Origin of the sequence: Micromonospora sp. CPCC 205739 (genome assembly GCF_036906795.1) — a bacterium.
Lineage (GTDB): Bacteria > Actinomycetota > Actinomycetes > Mycobacteriales > Micromonosporaceae > Micromonospora.
Genome location: NZ_JBAKHS010000009.1, coordinates 205,082 through 218,536 on the forward strand (window position 1 = coordinate 205,082; position 13,455 = coordinate 218,536).

Annotated in this window: 12 protein-coding genes and 1 pseudogene; 9 read left to right on the top strand and 4 right to left on the bottom strand. The window is 73.8% G+C overall.

From position 1 onward, the window contains the following. Positions 1-13: 13 nt before the first annotated feature. A complete protein-coding gene (locus tag V6U88_RS16175; protein ID WP_334453841.1) occupies positions 14-1,783 on the bottom strand; it encodes a proline--tRNA ligase in 1,770 nt (589 codons plus the stop codon). 155 nt (positions 1,784-1,938) lie between these two features. On the opposite strand from V6U88_RS16175, the gene V6U88_RS16180 reads away from it, so the two are divergent. From V6U88_RS16180 to V6U88_RS16205, 6 genes are all read left to right on the top strand, one after another. Further along, positions 1,939-2,469, top strand: coding sequence for a SigE family RNA polymerase sigma factor (locus V6U88_RS16180; RefSeq protein ID WP_334453843.1), 531 nt, complete (start codon positions 1,939-1,941; stop codon positions 2,467-2,469). Continuing rightward, a complete protein-coding gene (locus V6U88_RS16185) occupies positions 2,466-3,635 on the top strand; it encodes a hypothetical protein (protein WP_334453845.1) in 1,170 nt (389 codons plus the stop codon). Before V6U88_RS16180 ends, V6U88_RS16185 begins: the two co-directional genes overlap by 4 nt. Positions 3,636-3,801: 166 nt before the next feature. Then, complete coding sequence (locus V6U88_RS16190; protein WP_334453847.1) at positions 3,802-5,292, top strand: hypothetical protein; 1,491 nt, start codon at positions 3,802-3,804, stop codon at positions 5,290-5,292. A 364-nt stretch (positions 5,293-5,656) separates the two neighbouring features. After that, positions 5,657-6,424 carry an SGNH/GDSL hydrolase family protein gene (locus V6U88_RS16195; protein WP_334453849.1) on the top strand — a complete coding sequence of 256 codons (768 nt, stop codon included), beginning with the start codon at positions 5,657-5,659 and terminating at the stop codon, positions 6,422-6,424. A gap of 2 nt (positions 6,425-6,426) precedes the next feature. Continuing rightward, positions 6,427-6,873 carry an imidazolonepropionase-like domain-containing protein gene (locus V6U88_RS16200; protein WP_334453852.1) on the top strand — a complete coding sequence of 149 codons (447 nt, stop codon included), beginning with the start codon at positions 6,427-6,429 and terminating at the stop codon, positions 6,871-6,873. Between the two features lie 121 nt (positions 6,874-6,994). Then, on the top strand, positions 6,995-7,897 hold the full coding sequence (locus V6U88_RS16205; protein ID WP_334453854.1) for a sulfurtransferase: 903 nt from the start codon (positions 6,995-6,997) through the stop codon (positions 7,895-7,897). 57 nt (positions 7,898-7,954) lie between these two features. On the opposite strand, the gene V6U88_RS16210 is transcribed toward V6U88_RS16205, so the two are convergent. Next, on the bottom strand, positions 7,955-8,539 hold the full coding sequence (locus V6U88_RS16210) for a TetR/AcrR family transcriptional regulator (RefSeq protein WP_334453856.1): 585 nt from the start codon (positions 8,537-8,539) through the stop codon (positions 7,955-7,957). 100 nt (positions 8,540-8,639) lie between these two features. Here V6U88_RS16210 and V6U88_RS16215 point away from each other — a divergent pair, with 100 nt between their 5' ends. Further along, positions 8,640-9,794 (top strand): FAD-dependent oxidoreductase, encoded by a 1,155-nt coding sequence (locus V6U88_RS16215; protein WP_334453858.1) that lies wholly within the window; start codon positions 8,640-8,642, stop codon positions 9,792-9,794. On the opposite strand, the gene V6U88_RS16220 is transcribed toward V6U88_RS16215, so the two are convergent. Then, positions 9,791-10,099 (bottom strand): hypothetical protein, encoded by a 309-nt coding sequence (locus V6U88_RS16220; RefSeq protein WP_334453860.1) that lies wholly within the window; start codon positions 10,097-10,099, stop codon positions 9,791-9,793. The genes V6U88_RS16215 and V6U88_RS16220 overlap by 4 nt on opposite strands. Between V6U88_RS16220 and V6U88_RS16225 the strand changes: the two are divergent. Further along, positions 10,026-10,202 (top strand): annotated as a pseudogene (locus tag V6U88_RS16225) (VanZ family protein); the annotation flags it as partial. The gene V6U88_RS16220 and the pseudogene V6U88_RS16225 overlap by 74 nt on opposite strands. A 62-nt stretch (positions 10,203-10,264) precedes the next feature. On the opposite strand, the gene V6U88_RS16230 reads toward V6U88_RS16225, so the two are convergent. Next, the gene (locus V6U88_RS16230; RefSeq protein WP_334453862.1) at positions 10,265-11,551 is read right to left on the bottom strand and encodes an MFS transporter; all 1,287 of its coding nucleotides are present in this window, start codon (positions 11,549-11,551) and stop codon (positions 10,265-10,267) included. 113 nt (positions 11,552-11,664) lie between these two features. On the opposite strand from V6U88_RS16230, the gene V6U88_RS16235 reads away from it, so the two are divergent. Further along, positions 11,665-13,452, top strand: coding sequence for an HSP90 family protein (locus tag V6U88_RS16235; protein ID WP_334453864.1), 1,788 nt, complete (start codon positions 11,665-11,667; stop codon positions 13,450-13,452). The last annotated feature ends 3 nt before the right edge of the window (positions 13,453-13,455 follow it).

Sequence of the window (13,455 nt, forward strand, 5' to 3'; positions counted from 1 at the left end):
CGTGGCGCGTCTGCTACACCCGGTTGCGAAGGGCTGCACCCACCTCGTCGGCGAGCCGCTCGACCAGCCCGTCCACCGGCAGCTCCACCCGCTCCCCGCCGGCCCGGTCGCGCAGCTCGACGTACCCGTCGGCGAGACGGCGGCCGACCACGACGGCGCGGGGGATGCCGATCAGCTCCGCGTCGGTGAACTTCACCCCGGCGGAGACGTTCACCCGGTCGTCGACCAGCACCCGCAGGCCGGCGGCGGAAAGCCGCCCGCCGAGGTCGAGCGCCGCGTCGAGCTGCGGCCCCTTGCCGGCGGCGATCAGGTGTACGTCGACCGGCGCGATCGCCGCCGGCCAGACCAGTCCCCGCTCGTCGTGGTGCTGTTCGGCGATCGCGGCCACCGCCCGGGACACCCCGATGCCGTAGCAGCCCATGGTCGGCCGGACCGGCTTGCCCGCCGCGCCCAGCACGTCGACGGCGAACGCGTCGGTGAACCGGCGGCCGAGCTGGAAGATGTGCCCGATCTCGATGCCCCGGCGCATGGTCAGCTCACCGGTGTCGCAGGCCGGGCAGGGGTCGCCGGGACGGACCTCGGCCGCCTCGATGGTGCCGTCCGGGGTGAAGTCCCGGCCGGCGACCACATCGGTGGCGTGCCGGCCCGGCTCGTTCGCGCCGGTCAGCCAGGCGGTGCCGGTGACCACCCGCGGGTCGACCAGATAGCGGATGCCGAGCTTCGCCATGACCTGCGGTCCGATGTAGCCGCGCACCAGTTCGGGGCGCTCCGCCCAGCCGTCGAAGACGGTCACGGTGGCTGGGTGCAGGGCCGCCCCGACCCGCTTCAGGTCCACCTCCCGGTCGCCGGGCAGCCCGATGACCAGCAGGTCCGAAGACTCCGCGCCCGGCCGGCGCACGCTCAACACGACGTTCTTCAGGGTGTCGGCGGCGGTCCAGTCGTCGCGGTCGGCCAGCCGGCGGGCGTTCGCCAACTCCACCAGCGAGGCGATGGTGGGCGTCTCCGGGGTGTCGTGCACCTCGCTGGCCCGGTGCGCGTCCGGGTCGCCGGCGGCCGGCGCGCGGGTGGTCACCGCCTCGGTGTTCGCCGCGTAGTCGCAGGCCGTGCAGCCCACGAAGGTGTCCTCGCCAACCGGCGTCGCGGCCAGGAACTCCTCCGATGCGGAGCCGCCCATCGCCCCGGACATCGCGTGCACCACCGTGTAGTCCAGCCCCAGCCGGTCGAAGACCCGCCGGTACGCCGCCTGGTGTCGCTCGTACGACTCTGCCAGCCCGGCCTCGTCGAGGTCGAACGAGTAGGCGTCCTTCATCAGGAACTCGCGCCCGCGCAACAGGCCGGCCCGGGGCCGGGCCTCGTCGCGGAACTTCGTCTGGATCTGGAACAGCGTCACCGGGAAGTCCCGGTACGAGGTGAAGAGGTCCTTCACCAGCAGGGCGGCCATCTCCTCGTGCGTCGGGGCGAGCAGGTGCTCCGCGCCCTTGCGGTCGGCGAGGGTGAAGATGTCGTCGCCGTACTCCGTCCACCGGCCGCTGGTCCGGTAGGGCTCCGCCGGCAGCAGCGCCGGGAAGTGCACCTCCTGGTCACCGATGGCGGTCATCTCCGACCGGACGATCTCGGTGACCCGGTCCAGCACGAGCTTGCCCAGCGGCAGCCAGGTGTACCCGCCTGGCGCGGCGCGGCGAACGTAGCCGGCGCGCAGCAGGAGCCGGTGGCTCGGCACCTCCGCGTCCGCCGGGTCCTCGCGCAGGGTCCGCAGCAGCAGGGTCGACGTACGTAGCAGCATCCGCGCAGCGTACGACCGGCGCGGCGGGGTGGGCGACGCCATTACGCGGGTCGGTGTCGAGAACTTGTCGCCCACATGGGCCCGCCGGGCGGCAACCCGGCGATCCGGGGGTGGCGTCTGGGAAGGCATCAACGACTACCGAAGGATGGGCTCGTGTGGACCCTCAGCTGAGTGAGTTCGACTCGTTCGTCCGTACCCGGACGCCGGCGCTGCTGCGCTCGGCCTACCTACTGACCGGTGACCAGCACCTCGCCGAGGATCTCGTCCAGTCTGCGCTGGCCCGTACCCACCGCTCGTGGGCCCGGCTGCACGACAGCGGCAACGCCGAGGCGTACACCCGCAAGATCATGTATCACCTGCAGGTCTCCTGGTGGCGACGCCGGCGGGTGCCCGAGTCGGTGACGGGCGAGCTGCCCGAACCACGCGGAGGCGACTCGGGCCCCGACCACGCCCACCAGACCACCCTGCGGCTGACCCTGCGGGCGGCGCTGGCCAAGCTCTCCCCGAAGCAGCGGGCCGTGCTGGTGCTGCGCTTCTTCGAGGACCGCACCGAGGCCGAGGCCGCCGAGCTGCTCGGCGTCACCGTCGGCACCGTCAAGAGCCAAACCTCCAAGGCCCTGGCCAAGTTGCGCACCGTCGCACCCGAGCTCGCCGAGCTGTACGTCCTGGAAGGAAGCGCCCGATGAACGACCAGCGTCTCCGGCTCGACCTGGCCGACCTGGCCGACGAGGTCACCCCGGTCGACCTGCGGGACCGCGCCTTGCGGACGTCCCGCCGGATCGGCATCCAGCGCGCGATCGCCACCTCGGCCGCGGTGGTGGTGTTGTTCGGGGCGGCCACCGGCACCGCCTTCGCGGTCCTGCCGAACCGGGGTGCGGACCCGGTCCCCGGCACCTCGCCGTCGGTCACCGCCAGCCCGTCGCCCACCGCTTCCCCGACGCCATCGCCCACCACCAGCCCGTCGATCGCCCCGCCGGTCGCCTCGACCAGTAGCCAGCCGGCCACCAGCGCCACCTTCGGCCGGCTCCACTACGGCCCGTTCGGCCTGGGCGGGGCCGACACCGCCCACCTCTACTCCTGGACGCCGGGTGACACCCCCGTCCGTCGGCTCGCCCTGCCGAGAAACCCGGCGCAGGTCAACGCCGCCGTCTCGCCGGACGGCCGCCGGGTGGCCTGGGTCGAGGACGGCGGGGCGCTCTGGACCTCCGCCCTCGACGGCTCCGGCAAGCGCAAGCTCCACGACCTGGTCGACGGCCTGTGCTGGTCGCCCACGTGGTCGCCGAACTCCCGGCAGCTCACGGTGCGGCTGGGCGCGGCGGACGGCAGCTACAGCAAGGCCGGTCTGCTGGACGTCTCGTCCGGCGCCTTCACCGAGGTGGCCGGCTTCCAGGGCTGCCACCCGGTCTGGGCCGCCGGCGGCACGGTGGCCTTCGCCGACGGTTCCGACGGCACCGTCGTCGTCACCGACCGCACCGGCACCGGGCGGCGCACCGTCCCCGGTCTCGGCAGCAAGGGCAGCCGGTACGTCTGCTACGACGTCGCCAGCATCTCCCCGGACGGACGGCGGATCGCGCTGTTCCGGATCGACCGCGCCGGCGAAGCCGGCGACGCCGCCCGGGACCTGTTGGTCAACGCGGTGCTCGACACCCGGACCGGCAAGGAGATCAGCCTGCCGCTGGGCGGCCGCGAACTGCGGCAGGCCTACTTCCAGGCGGACGGCTCGCTGGTGGCGCGGGTGCGCAGCGGCGGCCGGTACACCCTGATCCTCGTCGACAAGGCCGGGAAGAAGGTCGCCGAGAAGCCCGAGCCGAGCAGCCTGGCGTCGATGCAGATCATCGCCGCCGTGGACTGATCCATCGGGTACGACAGGGGCGGGCCGTCCTCCGGGACGGCTCGCCTCTTTCGGAAAAACCGTCGATGGCGATTCGCCGAATGCCATCCGCGAGTTGTCACGACTGTGGCGGCGACATGAATTGGTCGTTGTCGGCGACTGAGATGCCCGGTGTTCCACTTCCGTAATGGTCAGGGGCCGTGGATGTCCGCAAGATCCACTATGCTGCGACGGGTCGTGCCGGCGTAGCCGGCGAATTCATCGACCGATTCTTCGCCAGCCGGCCAGCCATGTTGCCGGAAGTGAGCGCGCAATCTCGGAACGTTCGGAGGCCTCGACGATGAGCCGCCCAAGGCTGCGACCAATTGCCGCAACCATCGCTATCGCACTGTCGCTCGCCGGTGTCGTCTCGACACCGGCCCCCGCGTCGGCCGCATTCAGCCAGCCCCAGACCGTGTCACCAGCCGGGTACGACTCCTACGATCAGCAGCAGGCCCTCGACCGGCAGGGAGACGCGCTCTTCGTCTGGGTACGTGAATCCCACACCTACCCGCATCCGCGGCACGTGCAGATCAGATCCCGCAGCGCCAGGGGCACCTGGGGTGCCACGACCAACCTGTCACCGTCCGGCCAGGCCCCGCACAGCCCGCGGGTCGCGGTCGATGACGACGGCGACGCGATCGTGGTGTGGCGCGCCTACAACGGCGTCGAGAACGCCGCCTATGCGCGGAGAGTCTCCCGGAGTGGCACGCTAGGACCGCTCATCACGCTGTCGGCGGGCGGGGTGCAGGTACACGGCACCAACGTGGCCATCGACTCCGACGGCGACGCGGTGGTGACCTGGGCCGAGGGGCGCGCGGACGGGGGCTATTTCCCGATGATGCGCCGGTACAGCATGAACGGTTCCCTGTCGTCGCCGGTGGTGCTCACGTCGACCCGGGCAGCTGCGGAGACTCCGGCGGTGGCGGTCGACCGCGAAGGCGACGCCGTCATCGCCTGGGCCAACGACAACATCGTGGAGGCTCGAACCGTCAGCGCGGCCGGGACGCTCAGTGAGGTCAAGACCGTGTCGGCACCCCTCTCGCCGATCGACCGGCACTCCACCGCTGCCGTGACAGTGGACCGGGACGGCGACGCACTCGTGACCTGGCGCCACTGGAGCGCCCAGAATCAGAGCACGGAGGTCTGGGGTCGCTGGGTGTCCCGCGACGGGACCGTCGGCGACGTCCGCCAGCTGACCCCCGCATCGCATACGGACGTGGTGAACCACTCGGTCGCGGGCGACCTCGACGGCGATGTGCTGCTGACCTGGGACCTGTTCTCCACCGGGCACCTCTACGCCCTATCCATCAGCCCCGCGCAGACGGTCGGACAGCCGGTCCTCCTGTCGACCTTCGGCCGTCTGCACACGGTCCGCGTCGACGACGACGGTGACGGCATCGTGGTCTGGCAGGGGAAGGGTGAGAACAACGTGGTCGGCAACGTGGAGGCACGCCGGGTGACCCGGTCGGGCGCGTTCGGCACTACGGAGGTGATCGTGGCGATCGGTGTGGACCCGACGGTGGCGGTGACCCCTGCGGGACGCGCCGCCGTCGCGTGGGAACGGCGGTTCCAGGTCGACCTGCAGATCCAGGTGAGCCTCGATCCCTACCTCACCGGTCAGACGACCCGGTCCTAGCTGCTGACGTAGCACCAGACCGGACGGGCGACGCGAAGCGCCCCCGACAGTTGGCGGGGGCGCTTCGCACGTTCCGCGCCGGCCGATGCTCATATCGAGTACGCCGACCCGCCCGTCGACCTGGCCATCTACCTGTCCGGGCTCTACCACGAGGCGACCCACGACCTGTTCCGGCTCAACCCGGACGACGGCCCGACCCCGCGCGAGCTGTTCGCGCGGTTCGTCGGCTGGGGGCCGTACCGCAGGCCCCTCGTCGAACCGGATCGATGACCTCCGCCACGTTCGCCCGACGGGTGGCAGCGCTGGGAACCGACCCGGTGACAGACTGGTCGCCGCAGGCAACCAAGAGCGTGAGGGAGGCGGCGTGCGCTGGCGCAGCTTCGTCGCGGTGGGGGACAGCTTCACCGAGGGCATGGACGACGCGTACCCGGACGGCACCTACCGCGGGTGGGCGGACCTGGTGGCGACCCGACTGGCCGCCGAGGCCGGTCCGGACTTCGGGTACGCCAACCTGGCGATCCGGGGTCGCCTCTTCCCCGGCGTGGTGGCCGAGCAGGTGCCCGCCGCGCTGGCGATGAAGCCGGATCTCATCAGCTTCGCGGCCGGCGGCAACGACGTGCTGCGCCGCAACTTCGACCCGGACGCCCTGGTCACCCGCTTCGACGACGTGGTCCGGCAGCTCCGCTCCGGCGGTGCCGACGTGATCCTCTTCCGATTCGCCGACGTGATGGCGCGGCTGCCCGGCCAGCGTCTGGTCGCTCCCCGGATCGAGCTGCTCAACCGGGCGGTGGGCGAGACCGCCGAGCGGCACGGCGCGATCATGGTCGACCTGTACGCCGACGACACCTTCCTCAACCCGATGCTGTGGAGCACCGACCGGCTGCACCTCTCGGCCGCCGGGCACCGGCGGGTCGCCGCCCAGGTGCTGACCGCGCTCGGCGTCGGCTGCGACGAGGAGTGGCTGCTGGTGCCCGAGCAGCCGGCCCCCACCCCCTGGCTGGCCGCCCGCGCCGCCGACCTGCGCTGGGCCGGCCGGCATCTGGCCCCGTGGATCAAGCGCCGGCTGACCGGGCGTTCCTCCGGCGACACGGTCACCGCCAAGCGCCCGCTGCTCGGGCCGATCGCCGACTGACCGTGCGGACCATCCACGCCGCCGCGCTGCTCCGGCCGACCCTCGACGACGAGCCGGTGCCGGGTCGGGCGGTGCTGGTCACCGGGAACCGGATCGAGGCGGTCGGGCCGCTGGACGAGCTGACCGAGGCGTACCCGCAGGTGCGGGTGCGGCGGTGGGCTGGCACCCTCGGGCCGGCGCTGGTGCACGACGGGCCGCTGCCGCCCGCGCCGAGCCCGCGCGAGCGGGTGCACGCGCTGTTCCGGCTCGGCGTCGCCGCGGTGCTCGCCGCGCACGTCACCGAGCCGGAGCTGCGGGCCGCCGCCGCCCGCAACGACGTCGCGGTGCTCGACCGGGTACGCCCGCCGGCGCTGGTCCCGACCGGCCGCGCCGACCTGGCCGTCTTCGCCGACGACGGGAGCTGCCTCGCCACCGTGGTCGCCGGGCGGCTGGTGCACCGCCGCGCCTGACATCCGGTCGGTCGGCCGGGTGCGCGTCGCTCCTCAATGGTCGCGTGCCGGCGGTCACGTCCGCGGCACCCGATTTCCGATGGCCGGTCGCCGTGCCGGAATCGGGCGTACCTTGGGGATCATGCCTGTGCCGAGCGATCCGAATCCCCGCCTCCAGTCGTACGCCGATCCGCAGCGCCTGGTCACCACGGAGTGGCTGGCCGAGCACCTGGGCGACGAGGGCCTCGTCGTGGTGGAGTCCGACGAGGACGTGCTGCTCTACGACACCGGTCACCTCCCGGGTGCCGTCAAGGTCGACTGGCACACCGAGCTGAACGACCAGGTCACCCGGGACTACCTCGACGCGAAGAGCTTCGCCGAGCTGTGCGCCGCCAAGGGCATCGGCCGGAACGACACGGTGGTCTTCTACGGCGACAACTTCAACTGGTGGGCCGCGTACGCCCTCTGGGTCTTCTCCCTCTTCGGCCACCCCGACGTGCGGCTGCTCGACGGCGGCCGGCAGAAATGGATCGCCGAGGGGCGGGAGCTGACCCGGGAGAAGGTGACCCGCCCCCGCGCCGAGTACCCGGTGCCGCAGCGCGACGACACGCCGATCCGGGCGTACCGCGAGCAGGTGATGGCGCACGTCGCCGCCGGCCGCCCGCTGGTGGACGTCCGCTCGCCTGGCGAGTACACCGGCGAGATGCTGCACATGCCGGACTACCCGCAGGAGGGCGCGCTGCGCGGCGGGCACATCCCGGGCGCGGTCAGCAAGCCGTGGAAGTCGGCCGCCAACGAGGACGGCACCTTCAAGTCCGCCGACGAGCTGCGCGCGATCTACGCCGACCAGCTCGGGCTGAGCCCGTCGGACGACGTGGTGGCGTACTGCCGGATCGGTGAGCGGTCCAGTCACACCTGGTTCGTGCTGCGGCACCTGCTCGGCTACCCGCAGGTGCGCAACTACGACGGCTCGTGGACCGAGTGGGGCAACCTGGTCCGGGCGCCCGTCGTCAAGGGCGACCAGCCGGGCGGCCTCGCCGGCTGAGCCCTCCCGCCCTACCGACGGCCGTGGTCACCGCTGGGTGACCACGGCCGTCGTCGTTCAGGGGTTACGCGCGTCCGGGGCCGCCCCGGTCAGGTAGCGCTGGAGGGTGGGGCCGATCCAGGCGACCAGCTCGGCCGGCGACGCGTCCACCATGGGCGGCAGGCCGACGATGTAACGGGTGAAGGCCAGGCCGAGGGTCTGGCTGGCCACCAGGCCGGCGCGGCGCGCGGTGGTCGCCGGGTCGGCGCCGAACCGCGCCACGGCCGCGCCGAGCTGATCGGCGAAGATGCCCCGGATCCGCTCGGCGGCGCCCGGGTTGGTGCTGGCCGCCCGGAGCAGAGCCGCGAGGGTCTCGTCGCCCTCCCAGCGGTCCAGGAAGTGCCGGACCAGCACCTCGCCGAGCTGCCCGGTCGGCACGTCGGTCAGGTCGGGCAGCCGCAGGTCGAACTCGGCCGCCGCCGCGAACAGCCCCTCCTTGTTGCCGTAGTAGCGCATCACCATCGACGGGTCGATCCGGGCGTCGGCGGCGATGGCGCGGATGGTGGCGCGTTCGTACCCGTCGGCGGCGAACCGTTCCCGGGCGGCGCGCAGGATCGCGGCGCGGGTGGCGTCCGAGCGGCGGGCGGGGGTTGCGGCGGTCATGTCCCCGACTCTATGCCAACAAGCGTTGACATGACCCTCCGACCCGGCCTAGCCTTGCCTACAAGCGTTGGCAAACGTTTGTTGACATAGGAGGTGGGCCATGTTGCCCGAGCGCACCGACGTCCTGGTGGTGGGGGCCGGGCCGACCGGCCTGACCGTCGCCGCCACCCTCGCCCGGCGGGGGGTGGACGTGACCGTGGTCGACCGCGCCGCGCAACCGCCGGTCACCTCCCGGGCCGCCGTCGTGCACGCGCACACCCTGGAGGTGCTGGACCGGATCGGCGCCGCCGCGCTGCTGGTCGCCCAGGGGGCGGCGTCGCGCCGGTTCACCGTCCGCGACCGCGACCGGGTGCTGTTCGGCGTCGGCTTCGGCGACCTGCCGAGCCGGTACCCGTACGCGTTGCTGATCTCCCAGGCGGTCACCGAGGCCGTGCTGACCGAACGGCTCACCGGGCTCGGCGCCCGGGTGCACCGGCCGTACGAGGTGAGCAGCCTCGACCGCGACGACGCCGGCGCGGTGGTCGGGTTCGCCGGCGGCGGCCGCGTCCGCGCCCGGTGGGTGATCGGCGCGGACGGCATGCACAGCACCGTGCGCGAGCTGGCTGGCATCGGCTTCGGCGGACCGGACGACCGCGGCGAGTCGTTCGTCCTCGCCGACGTGCGGGTGCGCAGCGCGCTGCCCCGCGACGAGATCGCCCTCTTCCTGGCCCGGCCGGGGCCGCTGGTCTGGGCGCCGCTGCCCGACGGGTTGGTCCGGGTGGTCGCCTCGGTCGCCCAGGCCCCGCGCGCGCCGGACGCCGGATACTTCCAGGCGCTGCTCGACGAGCGTGGGCCGGCCCGACGGCCGGACCGGGTGACCGACGTGATCTGGAGTTCCCGGTTCCGGATCCACCACCGGGTCGCCGAGACCTACCGCGCCGGTCCGGTGCTGCTGGCCGGCGACGCCGCGCACGTGCACAGCCCGGCCGGCGGGCAGGGGATGAACCTCGGCATCTGCGACGGGTTCGCCCTCGGTGACACCCTCGCCGACGTGGTCGCCGGGGGACCCGACACCCTGCTCGACGCCTACTCGGCCGCGCGCCGCCCGCTCGCCGAGGAGGTTGCCGGCTTCGCCGACCGGTTGACCCGGCTCGCCACGGTTCCGCCGGCCGTCCGCCCGCTGCGCGACCTGCTGCTCCGCGCCGTCGCCGCAGCGCCGACCGTCCGTCGGCGGCTGGCGCTGCGCCTCTCCGGCCTGGCCCAGCGGCCGGGCTAGGCTGCCCCGATGGGGCAGGTGTGGCGGGAGTGGGGCGACGTGCTGCTCGCCACGCTGGTGGCGGTGCCGGTGACGGTGCTGCTCGTCGCGCTGCTCGCCCGGGTCCGGGCCGCGCCGACCCGCCGGGAGGCGTGGCGGCGCAGCGCCGCCGAGGTGGGCATGGTCGCCGGGACGCTGCCCTGGGTGTGGATGATCCTCACCCCGCGCGCCGCGCCCGGCGAGGTGAAGCTGGTGCCGCTGCGTGATCTCGCCGACCTCGTCGAGGCCGGCCCGCCGGCCACCGTCGTGGTCCAGGTGGTCGGCAACCTGCTGGTCTTCGCCGCGCTGGGCTTCCTCGCCCCGGTACGCTCCGCCGACCTCGCCGGCGTCGGTCGGCTATTCCTGCTCGGGGCCGCCGGCTCGGTGCTGGTCGAGTCCGCCCAGTACGCGCTGGACCTCGGCCGGGTCACCTCCGTCGACGACGTGCTGCCTCAACGCGACCGGAGCGGCCCTGGCCGGGCTGCTGTCCCGGCGCTGGTGGGCGGGGCGTCCTCCGGCTCCGGTGCGGCCGGCCGCAGTGCCCGCCACGCCGCGAGCGTGACCAGCGCGAAGACCACCGCCGCCGCGCCGACCACCGGCCCCACCCCGTACGCCGCCCCGGCCAGCCCGGCGAGCGTCGCGCCGACGGGAGCGGTGAGCACTGCGGCCATCCGCTGGGTGGCACCCACCCGACCGAGCAGCGCGGTCGGCACCCGACCCTGCCCGTACGCCGCCCAAAGGCTGTTCCACACCGTGCCGCCGCCCGCGAAGACGGCCAGCGCGAGCCCGGCCGCCACCGGATGCCGGACCAGCGCGAAACCGGCCAGGGCGACGGTCTGCGTGGCGAGCACCGCACGCAGGGCGGCGGTGGTGCTGAGCCGCGCGGCGAGGCGGCCCGCGCCGAGCGCCCCGGCCAGCCCGCCGAGCACCACCGCCGCCATGAACAGGCCGTACCCGGCCGGCGGGACGCGCAGCACGTCCAGCGCGTAGAGCACCAGCACCGCCATCAGCGCGCTGATCGCCAGGTTCGTCCCCGCGGTGAGCAGGGTGATCCGCCACATCGTCGGCTCGCCCCGCAGCCACCGCACCCCGTCGGCGGCCTCCCGCCACACCGAGCGCCCCGCGCTCCCGCCTCCGGGGCGGCCCCGGTGTCGGTCCGGGGCGGCGGCGGAGCGGGACAGGGCGAGGGTGAGCAGGGCGGCGAGGGCGAAGGTGGCGGCGTCCACGGTCAGCGGAACGCTCGGCGAGACCGCGAAGAGGACACCGGCGAGCGGGGCGCCGAGCAGACCGCCGGCCAGCGCGGTGCCGGCCTGGAGGCGGCCGTTGGCGGTGGGCAGGGCCGGCGCGGGCACCAGCGCGGGGAGCAGCGCGAACGAGGCGGCGTCGAAGAGGACGCCGAGCGCGGCGAGCAGGAACGCCGTCACCACCAGCGCCGGCACCCCGGCCAGGCCCCCGGCCACCGTGACCGCCAGCGCGGCGACCACGGCCGCCCGCAGGCCGTCCACCAGCGCCATCGTCCGGCGGCGGTCCCAGCGGTCCGCGTACACGCCGCCGAGCAGGCCGAGCAGCAGCGGCGGAAGCTGCCCGGCGACGGTCACCAGGGCCACCGCCCGGGGGTCGCGGGTCAGCGACGCGGCCAGCAGGGCCAGCGCCGGCGTACGCAGGGCGTCGCCGAAGCGGGAGGAGACGGCGGCGGACCAGAGCAGCCGGTAGTCGCGGCCGAGCGGGGTGTCGGTCATGCCGACGGACCCTGCCGCCTCCACCGGGTCGAGGGTCAACCCGGCCGGAAAGGGGTCGGACAGTGTCGGTGATCACCGGTACGGTGAGCGCCGAATCCGACCGGGGAGAGCGCGTGGACCGCACCTTCCAGGTCGACCTCCGTGGCGTGGTCGACCTGCTCAGTCATCACCTCTACGGCAGCCCACGCGTGTACGTCCGGGAACTGCTCCAGAACGCCGTCGACGCGATCACCGCTCGCCGGGCGACCGAACCCGACGCCCCCGCCCGGGTCCGGATCGAGCCGCCCGAGCTGACCGGCGACGGCACCCTGCGGGTGCACGACACCGGGATCGGCCTCACCGAGGCGCAGGTACACGAGCTGCTGGCCACCATCGGTCGCAGCTCCAAGCGGGACGAGCTGGGCTTCTCCCGGCACGAGTTCCTCGGCCAGTTCGGCATCGGCCTGCTCTCCTGCTTCCTGGTCGCCGACGAGATCCGGGTGGTGACCCGGCACGCCGACCAGCCGACCGTGCTCTGGACGGGCTGGTCCGACGGCCGGTACGCGGTCCGCCTCGCCGAGCCCGAGCAGGCCCGGCCGGAGCCCGGCACCACCGTCACGCTGGTGCCGCGCCGCGACGCCGACCAGTGGTTCGGCGTGCCGACGGTGACCGAGCTGGCGCGCCTCTACGGCAGCCTGCTGCCGGTCGACGTCCGGGTCGGCGACACCCCGACCACCGCCGGTCCGCCGCCCTGGCCGACCACCCCCGGTGCCCCGCTGGACCGGGCGGCCCTGGTCCGCTACGCGCAGGAGACCCTCGGCTTCGTCCCGTTCGACGTGGTGCCGCTCGCGGTACCGGAGGCCGGGCTGACCGGCGTGGCGTTCATCCTGCCCACCCCGGTGAACCCGGCGGCGCGGGCCGGGCACCGGGTCTACCTCAAGCGGATGCTGCTCACCGAGCACGCCGACGGGCTGTTGCCGGACTGGGCCTTCTTCGCGCACTGCGTGGTCGACGCCAGCGAGCTGCGGCCCACCGCCAGCCGCGAGGCGCTCTACGAGGACACCCTGCTCACCGGCACCCGGGACGCCCTCGGCGACCAGGTGCGCGGCTGGCTGGTCCGGCTGGCCAAGCACGATCCGCGCCGACTGGCCGAGTTCCTCCAGGTGCACCACCTGGGGGTCAAGGCGCTCGCCCTGCACGACGACGAGATGCTGCGCCTGGTCGACCAGTGGTGGCCGATGGACACCAACGTCGGCACGCTCACCCTCGCCGAGTTCCGCCAGCGCCACGGCCTGATCCGGTACGCCGCCGGCCTCGACGAGTTCCGCCAGCTCGCCGCGGTCGCGGCGGCGCAGGACCTGGCCGTGGTCAATGGCGGCTACACGTACGACACCGAGCTGATCGAGCGGCTGCCCGCGGTGGACCGGTCGGTGCTCATCGAACGGCTGGAGCCCAGCGACCTGACCACCCGCTTCGAGGCGCTCGAACCGCACGTCGAGCTGGCGCTGCGGCCGTTCCTGACCGGTGCCCAGCGGGCCCTGGAACGGCTCGGGTGCGAGGTGGTCCTCCGGGCGTACGACCCGGTCTCGCTGCCGGCGCTCTACCTGGTCAGCCGCTCGGCGGCGTTCAACGACCAGCTCGCCGCCAGCCGGGAGAAGGCCGACGAGCTGTGGGGCGGCGTGCTGGACGCGCTGGCCGCCTCCGCCCCGCCGGACCGCCCGCAACTGGTGCTCAACCACCGCAATGCACTGGTCCGCCGGGTCACCACGCTGACCGACCCGGAGCTGGTCGGGCTCGCCGTCGAGGCGCTCTACGGGCAGGCACTGCTGCTCGGGCACCACCCCATCCGCGCGGCCGACGCCGCCCTGCTGAACAGTTCCTTCCTCGGCCTGCTCGGCCGGGCCGTACCGGGACGGGAGTGAACC

What these genes read in the sequence shown, in the direction of transcription:
- V6U88_RS16175 (WP_334453841.1), bottom strand. Translation starts at nt 1,783, where the DNA reads ATGCTGCTACGTACGTCGACCCTGCTGCTGCGGACCCTGCGCGAGGAC.
- V6U88_RS16185 (WP_334453845.1), top strand. Translation starts at nt 2,466, where the DNA reads ATGAACGACCAGCGTCTCCGGCTCGACCTGGCCGACCTGGCCGACGAG.
- V6U88_RS16190 (WP_334453847.1), top strand. Translation starts at nt 3,802, where the DNA reads ATGGTCAGGGGCCGTGGATGTCCGCAAGATCCACTATGCTGCGACGGG.
- V6U88_RS16205 (WP_334453854.1), top strand. Translation starts at nt 6,995, where the DNA reads ATGCCTGTGCCGAGCGATCCGAATCCCCGCCTCCAGTCGTACGCCGAT.
- V6U88_RS16210 (WP_334453856.1), bottom strand. Translation starts at nt 8,539, where the DNA reads ATGACCGCCGCAACCCCCGCCCGCCGCTCGGACGCCACCCGCGCCGCG.
- V6U88_RS16215 (WP_334453858.1), top strand. Translation starts at nt 8,640, where the DNA reads ATGTTGCCCGAGCGCACCGACGTCCTGGTGGTGGGGGCCGGGCCGACC.
- V6U88_RS16230 (WP_334453862.1), bottom strand. Translation starts at nt 11,551, where the DNA reads ATGACCGACACCCCGCTCGGCCGCGACTACCGGCTGCTCTGGTCCGCC.